This window comes from Caballeronia sp. Lep1P3, assembly GCF_022879595.1.
In the GTDB taxonomy this organism is placed as follows: Bacteria; Pseudomonadota; Gammaproteobacteria; order Burkholderiales; family Burkholderiaceae; genus Caballeronia.
Genome location: NZ_CP084265.1, coordinates 1,067,495 through 1,083,923, shown reverse-complemented (window position 1 = coordinate 1,083,923; position 16,429 = coordinate 1,067,495). Strand labels below are relative to the sequence as shown.

16 protein-coding genes and 1 tRNA gene are annotated in these 16,429 nt (G+C 63.8%); 5 read left to right on the top strand and 12 right to left on the bottom strand.

The window, feature by feature from the left end; translation table 11 throughout:
• Window positions 1–49: 49 nt before the first annotated feature.
• Window positions 50–736 carry a peptidoglycan DD-metalloendopeptidase family protein gene (locus LDZ27_RS05090; protein ID WP_244815622.1) on the top strand — a complete coding sequence of 229 codons (687 nt, stop codon included), beginning with the start codon at window positions 50–52 and terminating at the stop codon, window positions 734–736.
• Window positions 737–765: 29 nt separating this feature from the next.
• Complete coding sequence (locus LDZ27_RS05085; RefSeq protein WP_244815621.1) at window positions 766–1,074, top strand: hypothetical protein; 309 nt, start codon at window positions 766–768, stop codon at window positions 1,072–1,074.
• Between the two features lie 290 nt (window positions 1,075–1,364).
• Here the strand turns inward: LDZ27_RS05085 and LDZ27_RS05080 are convergent, their stop codons facing one another.
• Window positions 1,365–1,544, bottom strand: coding sequence for a hypothetical protein (locus tag LDZ27_RS05080; protein ID WP_244815620.1), 180 nt, complete (start codon window positions 1,542–1,544; stop codon window positions 1,365–1,367).
• A 73-nt stretch (window positions 1,545–1,617) separates the two neighbouring features.
• A tRNA-Pro gene (locus LDZ27_RS05075) sits at window positions 1,618–1,694 on the bottom strand.
• Between the two features lie 95 nt (window positions 1,695–1,789).
• On the opposite strand from LDZ27_RS05075, the gene LDZ27_RS05070 reads away from it, so the two are divergent.
• Both LDZ27_RS05070 and LDZ27_RS05065 read left to right on the top strand, forming a co-directional pair.
• Window positions 1,790–2,248 carry a histidine phosphatase family protein gene (locus tag LDZ27_RS05070; protein ID WP_244815619.1) on the top strand — a complete coding sequence of 153 codons (459 nt, stop codon included), beginning with the start codon at window positions 1,790–1,792 and terminating at the stop codon, window positions 2,246–2,248.
• A gap of 125 nt (window positions 2,249–2,373) precedes the next feature.
• On the top strand, window positions 2,374–3,207 hold the full coding sequence (locus LDZ27_RS05065) for a GNAT family N-acetyltransferase (RefSeq protein WP_244815618.1): 834 nt from the start codon (window positions 2,374–2,376) through the stop codon (window positions 3,205–3,207).
• Window positions 3,208–3,237: 30 nt separating this feature from the next.
• Here LDZ27_RS05065 and ppx read toward each other — a convergent pair whose 3' ends face one another.
• Window positions 3,238–4,749 carry an exopolyphosphatase gene (ppx, locus tag LDZ27_RS05060; protein ID WP_244815617.1) on the bottom strand — a complete coding sequence of 504 codons (1,512 nt, stop codon included), beginning with the start codon at window positions 4,747–4,749 and terminating at the stop codon, window positions 3,238–3,240.
• A 275-nt stretch (window positions 4,750–5,024) separates the two neighbouring features.
• Between ppx and ppk1 the strand changes: the two genes are divergently transcribed.
• Complete coding sequence (ppk1, locus tag LDZ27_RS05055) at window positions 5,025–7,088, top strand: polyphosphate kinase 1 (RefSeq protein WP_244815616.1); 2,064 nt, start codon at window positions 5,025–5,027, stop codon at window positions 7,086–7,088.
• Between the two features lie 21 nt (window positions 7,089–7,109).
• Here ppk1 and phoR read toward each other — a convergent pair whose 3' ends face one another.
• The 9 genes from phoR to folP all read right to left on the bottom strand — a co-directional run bounded on the left by phoR (window position 7,110) and on the right by folP (window position 16,327).
• The gene (gene phoR / locus LDZ27_RS05050) at window positions 7,110–8,423 is read right to left on the bottom strand and encodes a phosphate regulon sensor histidine kinase PhoR (protein WP_244815615.1); all 1,314 of its coding nucleotides are present in this window, start codon (window positions 8,421–8,423) and stop codon (window positions 7,110–7,112) included.
• 59 nt (window positions 8,424–8,482) lie between these two features.
• Entirely contained in the window at window positions 8,483–9,184 is a 702-nt protein-coding gene (gene phoB, locus LDZ27_RS05045) for a phosphate regulon transcriptional regulator PhoB (RefSeq protein WP_244815614.1), read from the bottom strand.
• 39 nt (window positions 9,185–9,223) lie between these two features.
• Window positions 9,224–9,928, bottom strand: coding sequence for a phosphate signaling complex protein PhoU (gene phoU / locus LDZ27_RS05040; protein WP_244815613.1), 705 nt, complete (start codon window positions 9,926–9,928; stop codon window positions 9,224–9,226).
• Between the two features lie 18 nt (window positions 9,929–9,946).
• Window positions 9,947–10,819 carry a phosphate ABC transporter ATP-binding protein PstB gene (gene pstB, locus LDZ27_RS05035; RefSeq protein ID WP_244815612.1) on the bottom strand — a complete coding sequence of 291 codons (873 nt, stop codon included), beginning with the start codon at window positions 10,817–10,819 and terminating at the stop codon, window positions 9,947–9,949.
• Window positions 10,820–10,834: 15 nt separating this feature from the next.
• Entirely contained in the window at window positions 10,835–11,719 is an 885-nt protein-coding gene (gene pstA, locus LDZ27_RS05030; RefSeq protein WP_244815611.1) for a phosphate ABC transporter permease PstA, read from the bottom strand.
• Window positions 11,716–12,699: a phosphate ABC transporter permease PstC gene (gene pstC, locus LDZ27_RS05025; protein ID WP_244815610.1), complete on the bottom strand. Its 984-nt coding sequence runs from the start codon at window positions 12,697–12,699 to the stop codon at window positions 11,716–11,718. Before pstC ends, pstA begins: the two co-directional genes overlap by 4 nt.
• A 121-nt stretch (window positions 12,700–12,820) precedes the next feature.
• A complete protein-coding gene (pstS, locus tag LDZ27_RS05020) occupies window positions 12,821–13,852 on the bottom strand; it encodes a phosphate ABC transporter substrate-binding protein PstS (RefSeq protein ID WP_244815609.1) in 1,032 nt (343 codons plus the stop codon).
• Between the two features lie 208 nt (window positions 13,853–14,060).
• Entirely contained in the window at window positions 14,061–15,419 is a 1,359-nt protein-coding gene (gene glmM / locus LDZ27_RS05015) for a phosphoglucosamine mutase (protein WP_244815608.1), read from the bottom strand.
• 107 nt (window positions 15,420–15,526) lie between these two features.
• Window positions 15,527–16,327 carry a dihydropteroate synthase gene (gene folP / locus LDZ27_RS05010; protein ID WP_244816042.1) on the bottom strand — a complete coding sequence of 267 codons (801 nt, stop codon included), beginning with the start codon at window positions 16,325–16,327 and terminating at the stop codon, window positions 15,527–15,529.
• Between the last annotated feature and the right edge of the window lie 102 nt (window positions 16,328–16,429).

Genomic DNA, 16,429 nt, shown 5'->3' with positions numbered 1-16,429 from the left:
TCGATCCGTCGCGCGGCATCAGGCGCGACGGCGCCTTGCGAGGTCAGGTTTGCAAACAAGAATTCGGCAGTTCGTCTGCCTATCGTTCGTTGTGCCGCTCGTTGCGGCGCTCGCCGCATGCGGTTCGGCTCCGGTTGCGCCGGGATACTATCGGGTGCAGCGCGGCGACACCTTGTCCAAGGTCGCGCGCGACAATCACACGTCGGTGCGCAACATCACGCGCTGGAACGCGCTCACGAATCCGGACGCCATCGAGGTCGGGCAGGTGCTGCGCGTCGAGCCGCCCGCAGGCAAGGCGTTGGCGAGCCCTTCCGCGCCCGCGAAGAGCGAAACCGCCGCGCAGCCGCCCGCGCAAGAGAGCGCGGCCCCGCGCGTCTCGCTGATATGGCCCGCGCAAGGCACGGTGATTCGCGGCTTCGACGGCAAGAGTTCGAAGGGCATCGACATCGGGAATTCGGCGGGCACGCCGGTCGTCGCGGCGGCGGCGGGCAACGTCGTCTATGCGGGCAACGGCTTGCGCGGCTACGGCAACATGCTGATCGTCAAGCATAACGACGACTACCTCACTGCCTACGCGCATAACCGGACGCTGCTCGTCAAGGAAGGTCAGACGGTGCAGCAGGGACAGCAGATCGCCGAAATGGGCGATACGGACAGCGATCGCACGATGCTGCATTTCGAAGTGCGCTACATGGGCCGCTCGGCGGACCCGGCGCGCTACTTGCCGCCGCGTTGATATCGGCGCGGCCGTTACGAGGAAGACGAATGATTTCGAGTAGAAAGACATATCTCGCCGCAGCACTCGCGGCGAGCGCGCTGGGCGGCTGCGCGCACACGGCGACAATGACCTACCTGCCCTCCGGCGAAACCGGATTCGCGATCAATTGCAGCGGCGGCGACGCAAGCACGAGCTGGGCTGCGTGCTACAAGCAGGCGGGCGAGATGTGCGGCGCTTATGGCTACGACGTGGTGTCGAAGGACGCCGATAACGGCGCGACCGCGGGCGGTTCGATCGCCGGCATCTTCGGCGCAAACATCAAGAACCGTTCGATGGTCATTCGCTGCAAGCAGTGACCGCGTGCGTTGGCGCGCGAGACGTCGCGCTCTTGCGCGGCTTGCGCGCCGGCGGCCGCCAGCGTCCCGAATGGGGATCGATACGCGCGGCAAACGCGAAAAGCGAAGTTAGCGCGAAAGGTGCGACGGCAGCGAAAACCCACAGCAGATTCATGGCGAAACCGGTTGGCGACGAGTCGTCAGATGATACCCGGCAGGCAAAAATTTCGCCCAATCGATTGATAGAGTGATTCGTCCACGTAGATTCGACCGATCTGCGGGATTTCTCCAATGGCTGTAGCGTCGGGGATTTACTCGGACTGCGTCGGTGCGATCAGCATCGACGGCGGGCGCGTGTCGGTCGGTACGCCCTTGTAGTCGGGCGGGTCTTGCGGGGGATGCTTGTGCGTCGAGGAATCGGCACACGCCGATAGCAGGCAGGAGGCGGCGAAAGCGGCCATGCAGACGGCAAGAGAAGCGATACGCGGCATGAAGTTTCCTGAACGGGCGTCGGAAAAGACGAAGGGGTTACAAGCCGAAACTTGTAACCCCTTCGTTGTATCGTGGTCGGAGCGAAAGGATTCGAACCTTCGACCCTCTGATCCCAAATCAGATGCGCTACCAGGCTGCGCTACGCTCCGACAAGCCGCGTATTGTAACGTCGATGACGCATAACCGCAAACGAGGCGCGCTGGCACGCAACGTTCTACAGCAAAAGCCAAACAGGAGACGATCGATGAACCTCATTCTCTGGCGACACGCCGAAGCGGAAGACCAGGCATCGAGCGATCTCGCGCGGCAACTCACGTCGCGCGGACGCAAACAGGCGCAAGGCATCGCCAAGTGGCTGAGAGCGCGTCTCGACGACGACGCGCTCTTTCTCGCAAGCCCCGCCACGCGCACGATTCAGACGGCCGAAGCCTTCGGCGACCGCTATCGCGTGGTCGACGAACTCGCGCCCGGCAGAAGCGCAGCCGACGTGCTCGATGCGGCCGGCTGGCCCGAGGGCATCGGGCAGACGGTCGTGATCGTCGGGCATCAGCCGACGCTCGGCTGCGTGGCGGCGTTGCTTCTGACGGGCGAAGAAATGGAATGGGCGATCAAGAAGAGCGGCATCTGGTGGTTCCAGGGCCGCACGCGCGCTGGCGACGGGCAGACGGTCGTGCGCGCGGTGATGAATCCAGACCTGCTCTAGCGCGAGCGGCACCGGCGAGGCGTGTGTCGTTTCATCGAAACGTCACTGCCGCGCGCCACCGGAGCGTCACCCGGCTTCCTTACATTGGCGAGGACAAAAGCTTACCGTCCTGCCGAGGAACGCCCATGCAAGATCTGCCGACGCCCGCCCTGCAATTCGGAGCATCGTCGCTTTCGCTCGATGCGCGCCGCCATCTCCCGCGTCCCGCCGAAACCGTCACCGGGCAGCATCGCCTGCAAGTCGCGTGGGCGCGCTCCGACGATGCCTTGCGCGAAGCCCAGCGCCTGCGCTACCGCGTGTTCGCCGACGAAATGGGCGCGCGTCTGTCCGGTCCCGCCGGCCTCGACGTCGACGCTTTCGATGCCTATTGCGATCACCTGCTCGTGCGTGATCTCGATACGCTTAAGGTCGTCGGCACGTATCGCGTGTTGCCGCCGCACGAGGCCGCGCGCATCGGCCGGCTGTACGCGGAAAGCGAGTTCGATGTCTCGCGCCTCACGCATCTGCGGCCAAAGCTCGTGGAAGTGGGACGCTCCTGCGTGCATCCGGATTACCGCAGCGGCGCGGTCATCATGTCGCTGTGGGGCGGGCTCGCGGCGTACATGATGCACAACGGCTACGAGACGATGCTCGGCTGCGCGAGCGTCGGCATGGGCGATGGCGGCCACTACGCCGCGAACCTGTATGCGTCGCTTTCCGCCGACGCGCTCACCGCGCCCGAATATCGCGCGTTCGCGCATACGCCGCTGCCGGTCGAGGAATTGCGCACGGGCGCCGACGTGAGCCCGCCGCCGCTCGTCAAAGGCTATCTGCGCCTCGGCGCGAGAATCTGCGGCGCGCCCGCGTGGGACCCCGACTTCAACACGGCGGACTTCCTCACGCTCTTTCGGCTGTCGGAGATCAACGCGCGTTATGCGCGGCACTTCATCGGCGACGGGGCGCTCGTTCGCGGGCGCTGATCCGCACGCCAGGATTCGGAAGGCGGCCGTTCAATCGCCGGTATAAATCACGCGATACGGCCGCCCGATCTTCTCCCACTCCATCGCTTCCTGCACGAGGCTGTAGTCGGTGAGCGGGTTGTTCGTCACCCAGTCGCTCGGCAGGCGCACCTCGAAGCCGCCTGCCGCAGCCCTTACTTCGATGCCCGGCAACCCGACATCCGTGCGCCGCCGCGACAAGAGCGCCGCGAGCCGCAGGCAGAAAAGCAGCGTCCAGTCGACGTCGCGCGCCTGCGCGAGCTTGCCGAGCTTGCCCGCGTGACCGAGCACGAGCGCCGCGAGCCGCGCCTGATCGGTGCGTGAAAAGCCGGGCATGTCCGCGTTGCTCGCGATATACGCCGAATGCTTGTGATAGGCGCTATGCGCGATGGACAGCCCGATCTCGTGCAGCGACGCCGCCCACGCGAGGAACATGCGGTTCTCCGCGCGGCGCTCGGCATCGGGCTCGCCGAGCTGATCGTAGAAGCTGATAGCGAGATCGCCGATGCGCCCGGCCTGCGCGGCATCGACGCCATAACGGCGCTTGAAGCCTTCCACCGTCACGGTCCGCATGTCCTGATGCTGCGAGCGGCCGAGCAGGTCGTAGAGCACGCCGAGACGCAGCGCGCCGTCGGTGGTATCGACGTAATCGATGCCCAGTTCCTCGAACACGCCCAGCATGATCGACAGCCCGCCGGGAAGCACCGGAATGCGGTCCGGCTTGAGCGCGACGAGCTTCAGCCGGTTCACGTTTTCCGCCTTGATGAGCGCGCGCTTCAGGCGCTCCAGGCCGCCGCGCGAAATGCCGTGCGTGTATTGCGGATCGTTGAAGCCGTTCGCCTCCACCAGTTCGGCGAGCGCGCGCGCCGTGCCCGACGAGCCGATCGCCTGATCCCAGCCGGTCTGCTTGTATTCGCGCGAGATGATCTGGATTTCGCGCTTGGCGGCGAGCTCGGCCTGACGCATCGTGTATTCGTCGACGTTGCCCGCCGCGAAAAACTGGCGGCTGTGACTCACACAGCCGATATAGAGGCTTTCCATGTGGATCGGCGTGTAATGCGAGCCGATGATGAACTCGGTCGAGCCTCCGCCGATATCCACGACGAGCCGCTTACCCGCGATGGCCGGCACCGAATGCGCCGCGCCCGCGTAGATGAGGCGCGCTTCTTCCCTGCCCGCGATCACTTCGATCGGAAAGCCGAGCGCGGCTTCCGCCTCGACGAGAAAGTCGTGCGCGTTTTTCGCGACGCGCAGCGTATTGGTCGCGACCGCGCGCACCTGATCCGGATGAAAGTCGCGCAGGCGCTCGCCGAAGCGCCTGAGCGCGTCCCAGCCGCGCAACTGCGAGGCGCGGTCGAGCATCTTGTCCCTGGAGAGGCCCGCCGCGAGACGGACCGGCTCGCGCAACGCATCGACCTGATAGATCTGGCTGCCCGCAGGCGTTTCCTCGACGCGCCCGACGATCAGCCGGAAACTGTTCGATCCGAGGTCGACGGCGGCTAGAAGATGAGGATGTGTGACCATCGGATATCCGGATTCGTCGAGTGAGAAAGGCGCGGCGGCATCGCGTGTGCTGGCCGTGCTGCCGCAGCGCACGAATTCTATTGCAAGCCGGCGCGAAGAGCGGATTTCGGCAAGCTCAGCGGGACCGCGGATTCGGAACGCGCGGCTCGCTAGCGACGCTATCCGCAATGTGAGTAGAATTTGTGACAACCGTTCTGTCACAATAAAGACATCTTACTGTGAGATTATCCGAACGTTCTTCTGCCCTTCCAATCGAGACGCCCTACTCCCAGCCGATGTCCATACGTTATCCGCTCTTCAACCGTGAACTGGGCATTCTGGGTTTCAACGAGCGGGTACTGGCGCAAGCCGCCGACACTTCGGTGCCCTTGCTCGAGCGCCTGCGGTTCATCTGCATCACCAGCAGCAATCTCGACGAATTCTTCGAAGTCCGCATGGCGGGCCTTCAGGAGCAGATGCGCGACAACCCCGGTTCGGTCTCGCCAGACGGCATGTCGCTGCAACACGTCTACGATCTCGTTTCCGAACGCGCGCAACGCCTCGTGCATCAACAATACGCGATGCTGCACGACATCGTGCTGCCCGCGCTCGAGATGGAAGGCATTTATTTTCATGGCGCCGAAAGCTGGAGCCAGCAGCAGACAGCGTGGGCGCGCGAATATTTCCGCAACGAAGTGCTGCCGGTGCTGACGCCGATCGGTCTCGATCCCGCGCATCCGTTTCCGCGCGTGCTCAACAAGAGCCTGAACTTCGTCGTCGAACTGGAAGGCACGGACGCGTTCGGCCGTCAGGCGATGATGGGCATCGTGCAGGCGCCGCGCGCGCTGCCGCGGCTCGTGCGCATGCCCGAGGCGCTGTCGGGGTATCCGCATGGCTTCGTTCTGCTGAGTTCGTTCATGCAGCACTTCGTGAGCGAACTGTTTCCGAACCTCGTCGTGCGCAATTGCAATCAGTTTCGCATCACGCGCAATAGCGAGCTTTTCGTCGACGAAGACGAAATCACGAACCTGCGCGTCGCGCTTCAGGGCGAATTGCCGGCGCGGCATCTCGGCAATGCGGTGCGGCTCGAAGTCTCCGCGGAAACGCCGCCGCATCTGATTCGCCGCCTGCTCGACGAAAGCCAGTTGAACGAGCGCGACTGTTATCGCGTGAACGGCGCGGTGAATCTCGTGCGACTCATGCAGTTACCGGAAATGGTGGACCGGCCGGACCTCAAGTTCGTGCCGCACATTCCGTCGGTGCCCAAGAGCATCGCGAACACCACGAGCCTTTTCGATGCCATCGATCAAGGCGACATCCTGCTGCATCATCCCTACGAGAGCTTTCAGCCCGTGCTGGAACTGCTGTTGCAGGCAGCCAAGGATCCGCAAGTGGTCGCGATCAAGCAGACCATCTATCGCACGGGCACCGATTCGCCATTGATGGACGCGCTCATGCAGGCCGCGCGCAACGGCAAGGAAGTGACCGTCGTCGTGGAACTGCTCGCGCGCTTCGACGAAGAGACGAACATCAACTGGGCGTCGCAGCTCGAAGCAGTCGGCGCGCATGTCGTGTATGGCGTCGTCGGCCACAAGTGCCACGCGAAGATGATGCTCATCGTGCGGCGCGTGTCGCAAGGCGGCAAGACCGTGCTCAAGCGTTATGCGCATCTCGGCACCGGCAACTATCATCCGCGCACGGCGCGTCTTTACACCGACTTCGGGCTGATGACCGCCGATCAGCAGATGTGCGAAGACGTGCATCACGTGTTTCAGCAGTTGACGGGCATCGGCGGTGAGATCGCGCTGCATCAGCTATGGCAGTCGCCGTTCACGCTGCATGCGAAGCTCATCGAAGCCATTCGCGCCGAAGCCGAACATGCGCGTGCGGGACGGCGCGCGCGCATCGTCGCGAAGATGAACGCGCTGCTCGAACCGACGGTGATCGCCGCGCTCTACGAGGCATCGCATGCGGGCGTGAAGATCGACCTGATCGTGCGCGGCGTGTGCTCGCTCAAGCCCGGCGTCGAGGATCTCTCGGAGAACATCACGGTGCGCTCGATCGTCGGGCGCTTTCTCGAACACCATCGCATCTTCTATTTCTATGCGAACGGCAAGGAAGATGTCTATCTGTCGAGCGCCGACTGGATGGACCGCAACTTCTTCCGTCGCGTGGAAGTCGCGTTCCCGATTCGCGACCGGCGGCTCAAGCGCCGCGTGATCGCCGAAGGGCTTTCGGTTTCGCTCGGCGACAATCAATCCGCATGGGTCATGCAAAGCGACGGGCACTATCGCAAGCGCCGCTCGGGCAAGTCGATCCGCAACGCGCAACTCGGCCTGCTCGCCAAGTTCTGTTCGTGATTCGCGCGTGAACGTCGGCCTTTAAGCCGCGACCGATTTTCTCTGCGCCGTGCGCGATGCCGCGAAGCGCACGATGAACGTGCTTCCGCGCCCCACTTCGCTCTTCACGTCGAGTTCGGCGTTGTGCCGTTGCAGCACATGCTTGACGATGGCGAGGCCGAGCCCCGTGCCGCCCGTATCGCGCGAACGGCTGCGGTCCACGCGATAGAACCGCTCGGTCAGACGCGGAATGTGTTCGGCCGGAATGCCGAGGCCGCTGTCCTTCACCGTGAATACCGCGCGATCTTTCTCCCGCTGCCATGACACGTCGATGGTGCCGCCATCGGGCGTATAGCGCACCGCGTTCGTGACCAGATTGCCGAGCGCGCTCACCAGTTCCGTTTCCGCGCCCGCGACCGTCAGCGCATCGTCGCTATGAAAACGGATGCGATGACGCCCGCCCGACAGACTGTTCGCATCGTCCTCCAGATGACGCAGCACCGCGCGCACGTCGAGCAGTTCGTCGCCGGGCGGACGCATGTCGCCTTCGAGGTTCGCGAGCACGAGCAGATCGCGCACGATGTTCTGCATGCGCGTCGCCTGCTGGCTCATCATGTCGAGATAGCGCGCACGGTCCGCTTCGTCGAGCGGCAAATCGCGCATCGTTTCGAGAAAGCCCGAGAGCACCGTGAGCGGCGTCTTCAGTTCATGCGATACGTTCGCGACGAAGTCGCGGCGCATGGAATCCGTGCGCTCGAGTTCGGTGATGTCCTGCGTGAGGATCAGCTTGCGGTTCTCGCCATACGGAAACACCTGCACGGAGAGCGAGCGCTGCCGGTTCGCGCCCATGCCGCGCATGATGAGCATCTCGTCGTAATGGTGCGAATTCAGATAGCGGATGAAGTCCGGCTGACGCACGAGATGCGTGATGTGCTGACGCAGGTCGCGCTTCGCATCGAGCCCGAAATGCTTCTCCGCGATGGCGTTGCACCACTCGATCTGGTCGTGATCGTCGAGCATCGCGACACCGTTGGGCGATGCCTGGATCGCCTGAATGAAACGCGAATGTTGCTGCTCGACCTGCCGCACCTGCGCGTGCCAGCGCTTCGCGAGCTTGTGCAGCCGATAGTAGATTTCGCCCCAGACGCCGAGCGCGCTCGGCACTTCGCCGTAGACGGGGGCATCGAGAAGACGCCACAGGCGCTGCGTGTGATACGTGCTCACGAAAGTCTGCACGACGAGCATCGCGACCGCGAAGCCGAGCGCCACGCGCACGCCCGCAAAGACGCCGATCGCGGCGCTGATCGCGGCGAGCAAGGCCAGGGACACGATCGAGCGCGTCCAGATGATGTTCATGTTGTCGGCGGGATCGGATGACGGCGAATATCGGCGCGGCTAGAAAAGACCGGGCGAGCTCATGCGCCCTTGGCGAGCCGGTAGCCGCTGCCGCGCACCGTTTCGATCATAGCATCGCAGCCTGCGGGCTTCAGCGCGGCGCGCAGACGCTTGATATGCACGTCGACCGTGCGCTCTTCCACGAACACGTGATCGCCCCAGACCTGATCCAGCAGTTGCGTGCGGCTGTGCACGCGCTCCGGATGCGTCATGAAGAAGTGCAGCAGCCGGAACTCGGTCGGGCCGAGATCGAGCTTGATGTCGCTGCCCGACTGATTCGCCGCCACGCGATGCGTCGCCGGATCGAGACGCAGGCCGTTGATCGCGACGACGTCCTCGGTCAGTTGCGGCGCGCGACGGCGCAGCACGGCCTTGATGCGCGCCATCAGTTCCTTCGGCGAAAACGGCTTGGTCACGTAGTCGTCCGCGCCGATTTCGAGGCCGAGCACCTTGTCCTGCTCGTCGCCGCGCGCGGTCAGCATGATGATCGGAATGTGCTTCGTGCGCTCGTTGTTGCGCAACTCGCGCGCGAAGGCGATGCCGGACTTCGCGGGCAGCATCCAGTCGAGCAGCACGAGATCGGGCAGCACGTCGCTGATCAGGTTTTGCGCCTGCTCCGCGTTATAGGCGCGAATCGGGCAATGTCCCGCATGTTGCAGATTCACCGAGATCAGTTCGGAGATCGCGGGTTCGTCTTCGACGACGAGGATACTGCTGGGCATCGGCACCTCTTGACCTTTTGCTTGAAGTGGAACGTTGGATTAACTGAGCGCTTCGCGTTCGAGCTGATCGCGCGAGATATGGCGCACGTCCGTGCCCTTCACGATGTAGATGATGAACTCGGCGATGTTCTTCGCGTGATCGCCGATGCGCTCCACCGCCTTCGCGATGAACAGATAATCGAGGCCCGCGGAAATGGTGCGCGGGTCTTCCATCATGTACGTGACGAGCTTGCGCACGAAGGCGCGGAATTCGTCGTCGATGGCCTTGTCGTCGCGCACGATCTGCGCGGCGGCCACCGTATCGAGGCGCGCGAACGCATCGAGCGCGCGGCGCAGGATCGACACCGCCATCTCGCCCGAGAGCTTGATCTCCGCGATGTTCACCGTGCGGCCCGCGCCGTCCTCGTTGATGCGCTTCACGCGCTTGGCGATCTTCTCGGCTTCGTCGCCGGCGCGCTCCAGATTCGTGATGGTCTTCGAGATCGCCATGAGAAGACGGAGATCGCGCGCGGCCGGCTGACGGCGCGCGATGATGTTGCTGCACTCTTCGTCGATCTCGACTTCCATCGTGTTCAGGCGCGTTTCCGCCGCGATCACCTGATCGGCGATGTTGATATCGAACTCGTTCAATGCCTGCATCGCCGCCGTGATTTGCGACTCGACGAGACCGCCCATTTCCAGCACTTTCGACGACACCGTGTTGAGATCGGCGTCGAATTGGCTCGACAGATGTTTATCGGACATGCTCTGCTCCTTAGTCCTTTAGCCGAAGCGGCCCGTGATGTAGTCTTCCGTTTCCTTGCGGGCGGGCTTGATGAAGATCTTCTCGGTATCGCCGAATTCGATCAACTCACCGAGGTACATATAGGCAGTGTAGTCCGAGCAGCGCGCGGCCTGCTGCATGTTATGCGTGACGATCACGACGGTGTAGTCGTTCTTCAGCTCCGCGATCAGCTCTTCGATGCGGCCGGTCGAGATCGGATCGAGCGCGGAGCACGGTTCGTCGAGCAACAGCACTTCCGGCCGGATAGCGATGCCGCGCGCGATGCAAAGGCGCTGCTGCTGGCCGCCCGACAGCCCATAGCCGCTTTGCTGCAACTTGTCCTTCACCTCGGTCCACAGCGCGGCCTTCGTGAGCGCCCATTCGATGCGATCGTCCATTTCCGAGCGCGAAAGCTGCTCGAACATCTTCACGCCGAACGCGATGTTGTCGTAGATCGACATCGGGAACGGCGTCGGCTTCTGGAACACCATTCCGACTCGCGCGCGCAGAAGCGAAATGTCGCGCGTGGTTTCGAGCAGGTTTGCGCCATCCATCAGGATTTCGCCTTCGGCGCGCTGCTCCGGATAGAGCGCGTACATCTTGTTGAACGTGCGCAGGAGCGTGGACTTGCCGCAACCCGACGGACCTATGAACGCGGTCACTTTCTTCTCGGGAATGCGCAGGTTGATGTTCTTGAGCGCGTGATACTTGTTGTAGAAGAAGTTCAGGTTCTTCACCTCGATCTTCGGCTTGATCGAGTCGGCGGGCGGCGAGCCGTGCGTCGGGCGCGTGCTGCCGGGAACCGGACCGCGCTCGACAGGCGCGTCCGACTTCGCATTCAGGTGGTTGACACCACTTTCGACCATACTCATGGAATCACTCCGACCTTATTTCTTCGAAAAAATCGACCGCGCCAGGATATTGAGACCCAGCACGCCGAGCGTAATCAGGAACACGCCGGCCCACGCGAGCGTCTGCCATTGCGGGAACGGGCTCATCGCGAACTTGTAGATCGTGACCGGCAGATTCGCGACCGGCTGATTCATGTCCACGGAGAAGAACTGGTTCGACAGCGCCGTGAAAAGCAGCGGCGCGGTTTCGCCTGCAATGCGCGCGACCGCCAGCAGCACGCCCGTCACGATGCCGCCCACCGACGCCTTCAGCGTGATGGACATGACCATCTTCCACTTGGGCGTGCCGAGCGCGAAAGCCGCTTCGCGCAGCGCGTTCGGCACGAGCTTCAGCATGTTTTCCGTCGTGCGGATGACGATCGGAATCTGCAGCAGCCCGAGCGCGATCACGCCGGCCCAGCCGGAGAATCGCCCCATCTTCGCGACGACGAGCGCATACACGAACAGACCGACGACGATGGACGGCGCGGACAGCAGGATGTCGTTGATAAAGCGCGTGGCGCTCGCGAGCCAGCGCTTCTGGCCGTATTCCGCGAGATAGACGCCCGCGAGAATGCCGAGCGGCGTGCCGACGCACGTTGCCAGCGCGACGAGCATCAGGCTGCCGACGATGGCGTTGGCAAGACCGCCGCCATCGGTGTTCGGCGGCGGCGTCGACTGCGTGAACAGCTCGACGGACAAGCCGGAGATGCCGAGGCGCAGCGTCGTGTAGAGAATCCACACGAGCCAGACGAGGCCGAAGGCCATCGCCGCGAGCGAGAGCGTCAGCGCGATCGCGTTGGTGCCGCGTCGGCGGCGCTGCAGCTTCACGCGCGAGGCTTGCACGCGATCGTGGTCATCGAAAGTTGCGGGACGGCTCACTTTGCACCCTCCCCGCGTTCCATGCGCAAAAGCATCAGCTTGGAGAGCGCGAGTACGAAGAACGTGATGACGAAGAGAATCAGGCCCAGTTCCATCAGCGCCGACGTATGCAGGCCGGGACTCCCTTCCGCGAATTCGTTGGCAAGCGCGGACGTGATGCTGTTGCCCGGAGAAAAGAGCGACACGTTGTCGAGCAGATTGGTGTTGCCGATCACGAACGTCACCGCCATCGTTTCGCCGAGCGCGCGGCCGAGGCCGAGCATGACGCCGCCGATCACGCCGGCGCGCGTGTACGGCAGCACGATCTTCCACATGACTTCCCACGTCGTGCAGCCGATGCCGTATGCCGATTCCTTGAGCAGCACCGGCGTGACCTCGAAGACGTCGCGCATCACCGACGCGATATACGGGATGATCATGATCGCGAGGATGACGCCCGCGCACAGAATGCCGATCCCAATCGGCGGCCCCTGGAAGAACGCGCCGATGAGCGGCACGCCGCCGAGCAAAGCCCCAAGCGGTTTTTCGAAGTATGCGGCGAAGATCGGCGCGAACACGAGCAGGCCCCACATGCCGTAGACGATCGACGGAATCGCCGCGAGCAGCTCGATGGCGACGCCGAGCGGACGGCGCAGCCACGCGGGCGAAAGCTCCGTCAGAAACAGCGCGATGCCGAAGCTCACCGGCACCGCGATGATGAGCGCGATGAGCGACGTCGCGATGGTGCCGTAGATCGGCACCAGCGCGCCGAAGCTGTCGCTCGGTGGATCCCATTCCGCGCGCCACAGAAAGCTCAGGCCGAACTTCTGGATCGTCGGCATCGACGCGATGAGGAGCGAAACGATGATGCCGCCCAGGAGCAGCAGCGTCACGATGGCCGCAAGCCGGGTGATGCCGCCGAAAATGATGTCGCCGATACGGCTCGGCGCGCGCTGTGCATGCGCCGCCGGCGGTGCCGACGCGAGGTTGATGTCCGACATGGGAGCCTTGGTTACGCTACGTGTCAGACCGCGCGGCGATTTCCAGATCGCCGCGCGGCTTTTTGCTGCATGCTGTCCCGCGCAAGCCCGGAACAGTTTCGAACGACTGCCTGCTACGGTTTTACTCAGCAACCGGCTTGCCGGATGCGTCCTTCACCTTCGCCTTCCATTGCGAGCGGATTTCCGCCACGACCGAATCCGGCAGCGAGATGTAGTCGAGGTCGTTCGCGGCCTGGTTGCCGTTCTTGAACGCCCAATCGAAGAACTTGAGCGTCTCGGTGCCCTGCGCGGCCTTGTCCTGCGTGGAGTGCAGCAGAACGAACGTCGCGCCGACGATCGGCCAGGCATCCTTGCCCTGCTCGTTCGTCAGAATCTGGTAGAACGACTTCGACCAGTCCGCGCCCGCAGCCGCCGCCTTGAACGTCTCCGTCTTCGGCTCGACCACCGTGCCCGCCGAATTCTTCAGGCCGACATACGTCATGTGGTTCTGCTTGGCATAGGCCCACTCGACATAGCCGATCGCGCCCGGCAGACGCTGCACGAACGCCGCGACGCCGTCGTTGCCCTTGCCGCCCGTGCCGGTCGGCCAGTTGACCGTCGAACCTTCGCCCACTTTCGACTTCCAGTCGGCGTTGACCTTCGACAGATAGTTCGTCCAGATGAAGCTCGTGCCCGAGCCGTCCGCGCGGCGCACCACGGCGATATCCGTATCCGGCAGCTTGACCTTCGGGTTCAGCGCGGCGATGGCCGGGTCGTTCCACTTCTTGATCTTGCCGAGATAGATGTCGCCGAGCACCTGGCCCGACAGCGTCACTTCGCCCGCCTTCACGCCCGGCACGTTGATGACCGGCACCACGCCGCCCACCACCGTCGGAAATTGGAAGAGACCGTCCTTCGTGAGTTCGTCGTCCTTGAGCGGTGCGTCCGAACCTGCGAAATCCACCGTCTTGGCGACGATCTGCTTGATGCCGCCCGACGAACCGATGCCCTGGTAGTTGACCTTGCCGCCGCCGCTTTTTTGATAGGCGTCTGCCCACTTGGTGTAGATCGGAGCTGCGAAGGTGCTGCCCGCGCCGGTGATATCGGCCGCTTGCGCAGAGATGGCGAACATTGCGCCAATTACGCCAGCCAGCGCGGTGTGCATCAATTTCATGAGACCTCCAAGGGTTGAGAACGTGTGAGACGACACCGCGAAATATAGGCAGTCTCTGTGACAGTAATGTGACTCTCCGTGAAAGGTGCGTGACATCCGGCTTACGTATCGAAAGTGGGTTGATCGGTCCTTGGTCACCGGTCTGCGGCGCGAAAAAAAAGCGGGCCGAAGCCCGCTTTAGCGAAAACGCATGTTTTTCAGTGAACGCCTACGAAGTCACGTCCTTTACGACTTGCGCAATCGTTTCCGCGTGGCGAACGGCGTCCTGCTGCGCGGCGGCTTCCACCATCACGCGCAGGACCGGTTCGGTTCCCGACGCGCGAATCAAGACCCGACCGCGCGATTCGAGGGAATGCTCGGCTTGCTCGACCGCGCGGCGAATCGCGTCGCTGTTCTTCCAGTCCGCACCCGCGCTCATGCGCACGTTGATGAGCTTTTGAGGGAAGAGGCTCACGCCGTCGAGCAGTTCGGCGAGCGTCTTGCCGCTGCGCTTGAGCGCGGCCAGCACGAGCAGCGCGGACACGATGCCGTCGCCCGTCGAATGCCGATCCAGCGACAGGATATGGCCCGAGCCTTCCGCGCCGAGCTGCCAGCCATGCTCGCGCAGCTTTTCCAGCACATAGCGATCGCCCACGGCCGCGCGCACGAACTGAACGCCGGCTTCTTTCAGCGCGACTTCGACCGCCATGTTGGTCATCAGCGTGCCGACCGCGCCTTCCACCTTGCCGTCGGTCGCGATGCGGTCCTTCACCAGCACGTAGAGCAGTTCGTCGCCGTTATAGAGACGCCCGCTCGAATCGACAACCTGTAATCGGTCCGCATCGCCATCCAGCGCGATACCGATGTCCGCGCCGTGCTCCTTCACCGCGCGAACGAGCGCATCGGGCGCCGTTGCGCCGACGCCGTCGTTGATATTGAAGCCGTTGGGCGACACGCCGATCGGCACGACTTCCGCGCCGAGTTCATGAAAGACGTGCGGCGCGACGTCATACGCCGCTCCGTGCGCGCAGTCCACCACGAGTTTCAGGCCGCGCAGGTCGAAGTTCGCGGGGAACGTGCTTTTGCAGAACTCGATGTAGCGGCCGCCCGCGTCGTCGAGACGGCGCGCCTTGCCGAGATGCTCGGAAGGCGCGCAGTCCATCGGCAGCTCGAGCTGCGCCTCGATGCGCGATTCGACTTCGTCGGGCAGCTTGTTGCCGTCGGCGGAAAAGAATTTGATGCCGTTGTCGTCGTAAGGATTGTGCGACGCGCTGATGACCACGCCCGCCGAAAGGCGCAGCGCCCGCGTGAGATACGCGACGCCGGGCGTGGGCATCGGGCCGGCGAGCATCACGTCGACGCCCGCCGCCGAAAAGCCGGACTCGAGCGCCGCTTCGAGCATGTAGCCGGACACGCGCGTGTCCTTGCCGATCAGCACCGTCGGGCGATTGCCCTTCTGCGCCGGCTGCCCCGCGCCCGCGAGCACCTTGCCCGCCGCGTAGCCGAGCCTCAGTACGAAGTCCGGGGTGATCGGGGCCGCGCCAACGCGCCCGCGAATGCCGTCAGTTCCAAAATATCGTCGTGTCATCGTTGCCTGGCCCTCCTCGCGGACGTATGGCGCCTGTTGTGGTCCGCGGCTTGTGTTGTCGTTCATGGCGGCAGGACGCCTCCGCCGTCAGCTTCGAAAGATTCGCTTCAATATTGCCCGCCGCGCGCGGCGTCTTTTGTTGCCTGCCAAACGTTTAGCGCGTCGACGGTTTGCGCGACATCATGCACGCGGATGATGGCCGCGCCGCGCTCGGCCGCGCAAACCGCCGCCGCGATGCTCGCGCTCAGACGTTCGCCGGCGCCGCGTCCGGTGACTGCACCGAGCATCGATTTGCGCGACATGCCGGCCAGAAGCGGACGATGCGTGCCCGAAGGCAACGTCGCACTGAGTTCGGCAAGCAGTGTGTAATTATGCCCGACCGTCTTTCCGAAGCCGTAGCCGGGGTCGAGACTGATGCGATCCGCCGCCACGCCTGCGCTCGCGAGCATCGACATGCGCTCGGCGAAGAATTCGCGCACCGACGCGACGACATCCTCGTAAACGGGTTCGTGCAACTGCATGGTGCGCGGCTCGCCGAGCATGTGCATCACGCACAGGCCGCAGTTCGCGTCTTTCACCGCGTCGATTGCGCCGTCCTGACGAAAGCCCCAGATGTCGTTGATCATGTCCGCGCCTGCATCGAGTGCGGCGCGCATCAGCGTGGGCTTGTACGTGTCGACCGACAGCGGAACCCGCACCGCGCGCAGCGCCTCGACGATGGGAATCACGCGCGCCAGTTCTTCGTCGAGCGGCACGGGCGGCGCGCCCGGCCGCGTCGATTCGCCGCCGATATCAACGATGTCCGCGCCATCGGCAAGCATTCGCTCGGCGCGCGCGAGGGCGGCATCGCGCGAGAGGAAGCGGCCGCCATCGGAAAACGAGTCGGGCGTGACGTTCAGAATGCCCATCACGAGCGGACGCTCGAACGTCAGCGTAAAGCGGCCGCATTGCAACGGCGGCGCGACAGGAAGGTGGGATGTGGATGTGGATGTGGATGTGGTCAAGCGAGT

Excerpts from the sequence above, each read along its gene's own strand:
- ppx (WP_244815617.1), bottom strand. The coding sequence starts at position 4,749 with ATGGTCACACATCCTCATCTTCTAGCCGCCGTCGACCTCGGATCGAAC.
- LDZ27_RS05070 (WP_244815619.1), top strand. The coding sequence starts at position 1,790 with ATGAACCTCATTCTCTGGCGACACGCCGAAGCGGAAGACCAGGCATCG.
- phoR (WP_244815615.1), bottom strand. The coding sequence starts at position 8,423 with ATGAACATCATCTGGACGCGCTCGATCGTGTCCCTGGCCTTGCTCGCC.
- folP (WP_244816042.1), bottom strand. The coding sequence starts at position 16,327 with ATGGGCATTCTGAACGTCACGCCCGACTCGTTTTCCGATGGCGGCCGC.
- pstS (WP_244815609.1), bottom strand. The coding sequence starts at position 13,852 with ATGAAATTGATGCACACCGCGCTGGCTGGCGTAATTGGCGCAATGTTC.
- pstB (WP_244815612.1), bottom strand. The coding sequence starts at position 10,819 with ATGAGTATGGTCGAAAGTGGTGTCAACCACCTGAATGCGAAGTCGGAC.
- LDZ27_RS05085 (WP_244815621.1), top strand. The coding sequence starts at position 766 with ATGATTTCGAGTAGAAAGACATATCTCGCCGCAGCACTCGCGGCGAGC.
- LDZ27_RS05065 (WP_244815618.1), top strand. The coding sequence starts at position 2,374 with ATGCAAGATCTGCCGACGCCCGCCCTGCAATTCGGAGCATCGTCGCTT.
- LDZ27_RS05080 (WP_244815620.1), bottom strand. The coding sequence starts at position 1,544 with ATGCCGCGTATCGCTTCTCTTGCCGTCTGCATGGCCGCTTTCGCCGCC.
- phoB (WP_244815614.1), bottom strand. The coding sequence starts at position 9,184 with ATGCCCAGCAGTATCCTCGTCGTCGAAGACGAACCCGCGATCTCCGAA.
- phoU (WP_244815613.1), bottom strand. The coding sequence starts at position 9,928 with ATGTCCGATAAACATCTGTCGAGCCAATTCGACGCCGATCTCAACACG.
- ppk1 (WP_244815616.1), top strand. The coding sequence starts at position 5,025 with ATGTCCATACGTTATCCGCTCTTCAACCGTGAACTGGGCATTCTGGGT.
- pstC (WP_244815610.1), bottom strand. The coding sequence starts at position 12,699 with ATGTCGGACATCAACCTCGCGTCGGCACCGCCGGCGGCGCATGCACAG.
- glmM (WP_244815608.1), bottom strand. The coding sequence starts at position 15,419 with ATGACACGACGATATTTTGGAACTGACGGCATTCGCGGGCGCGTTGGC.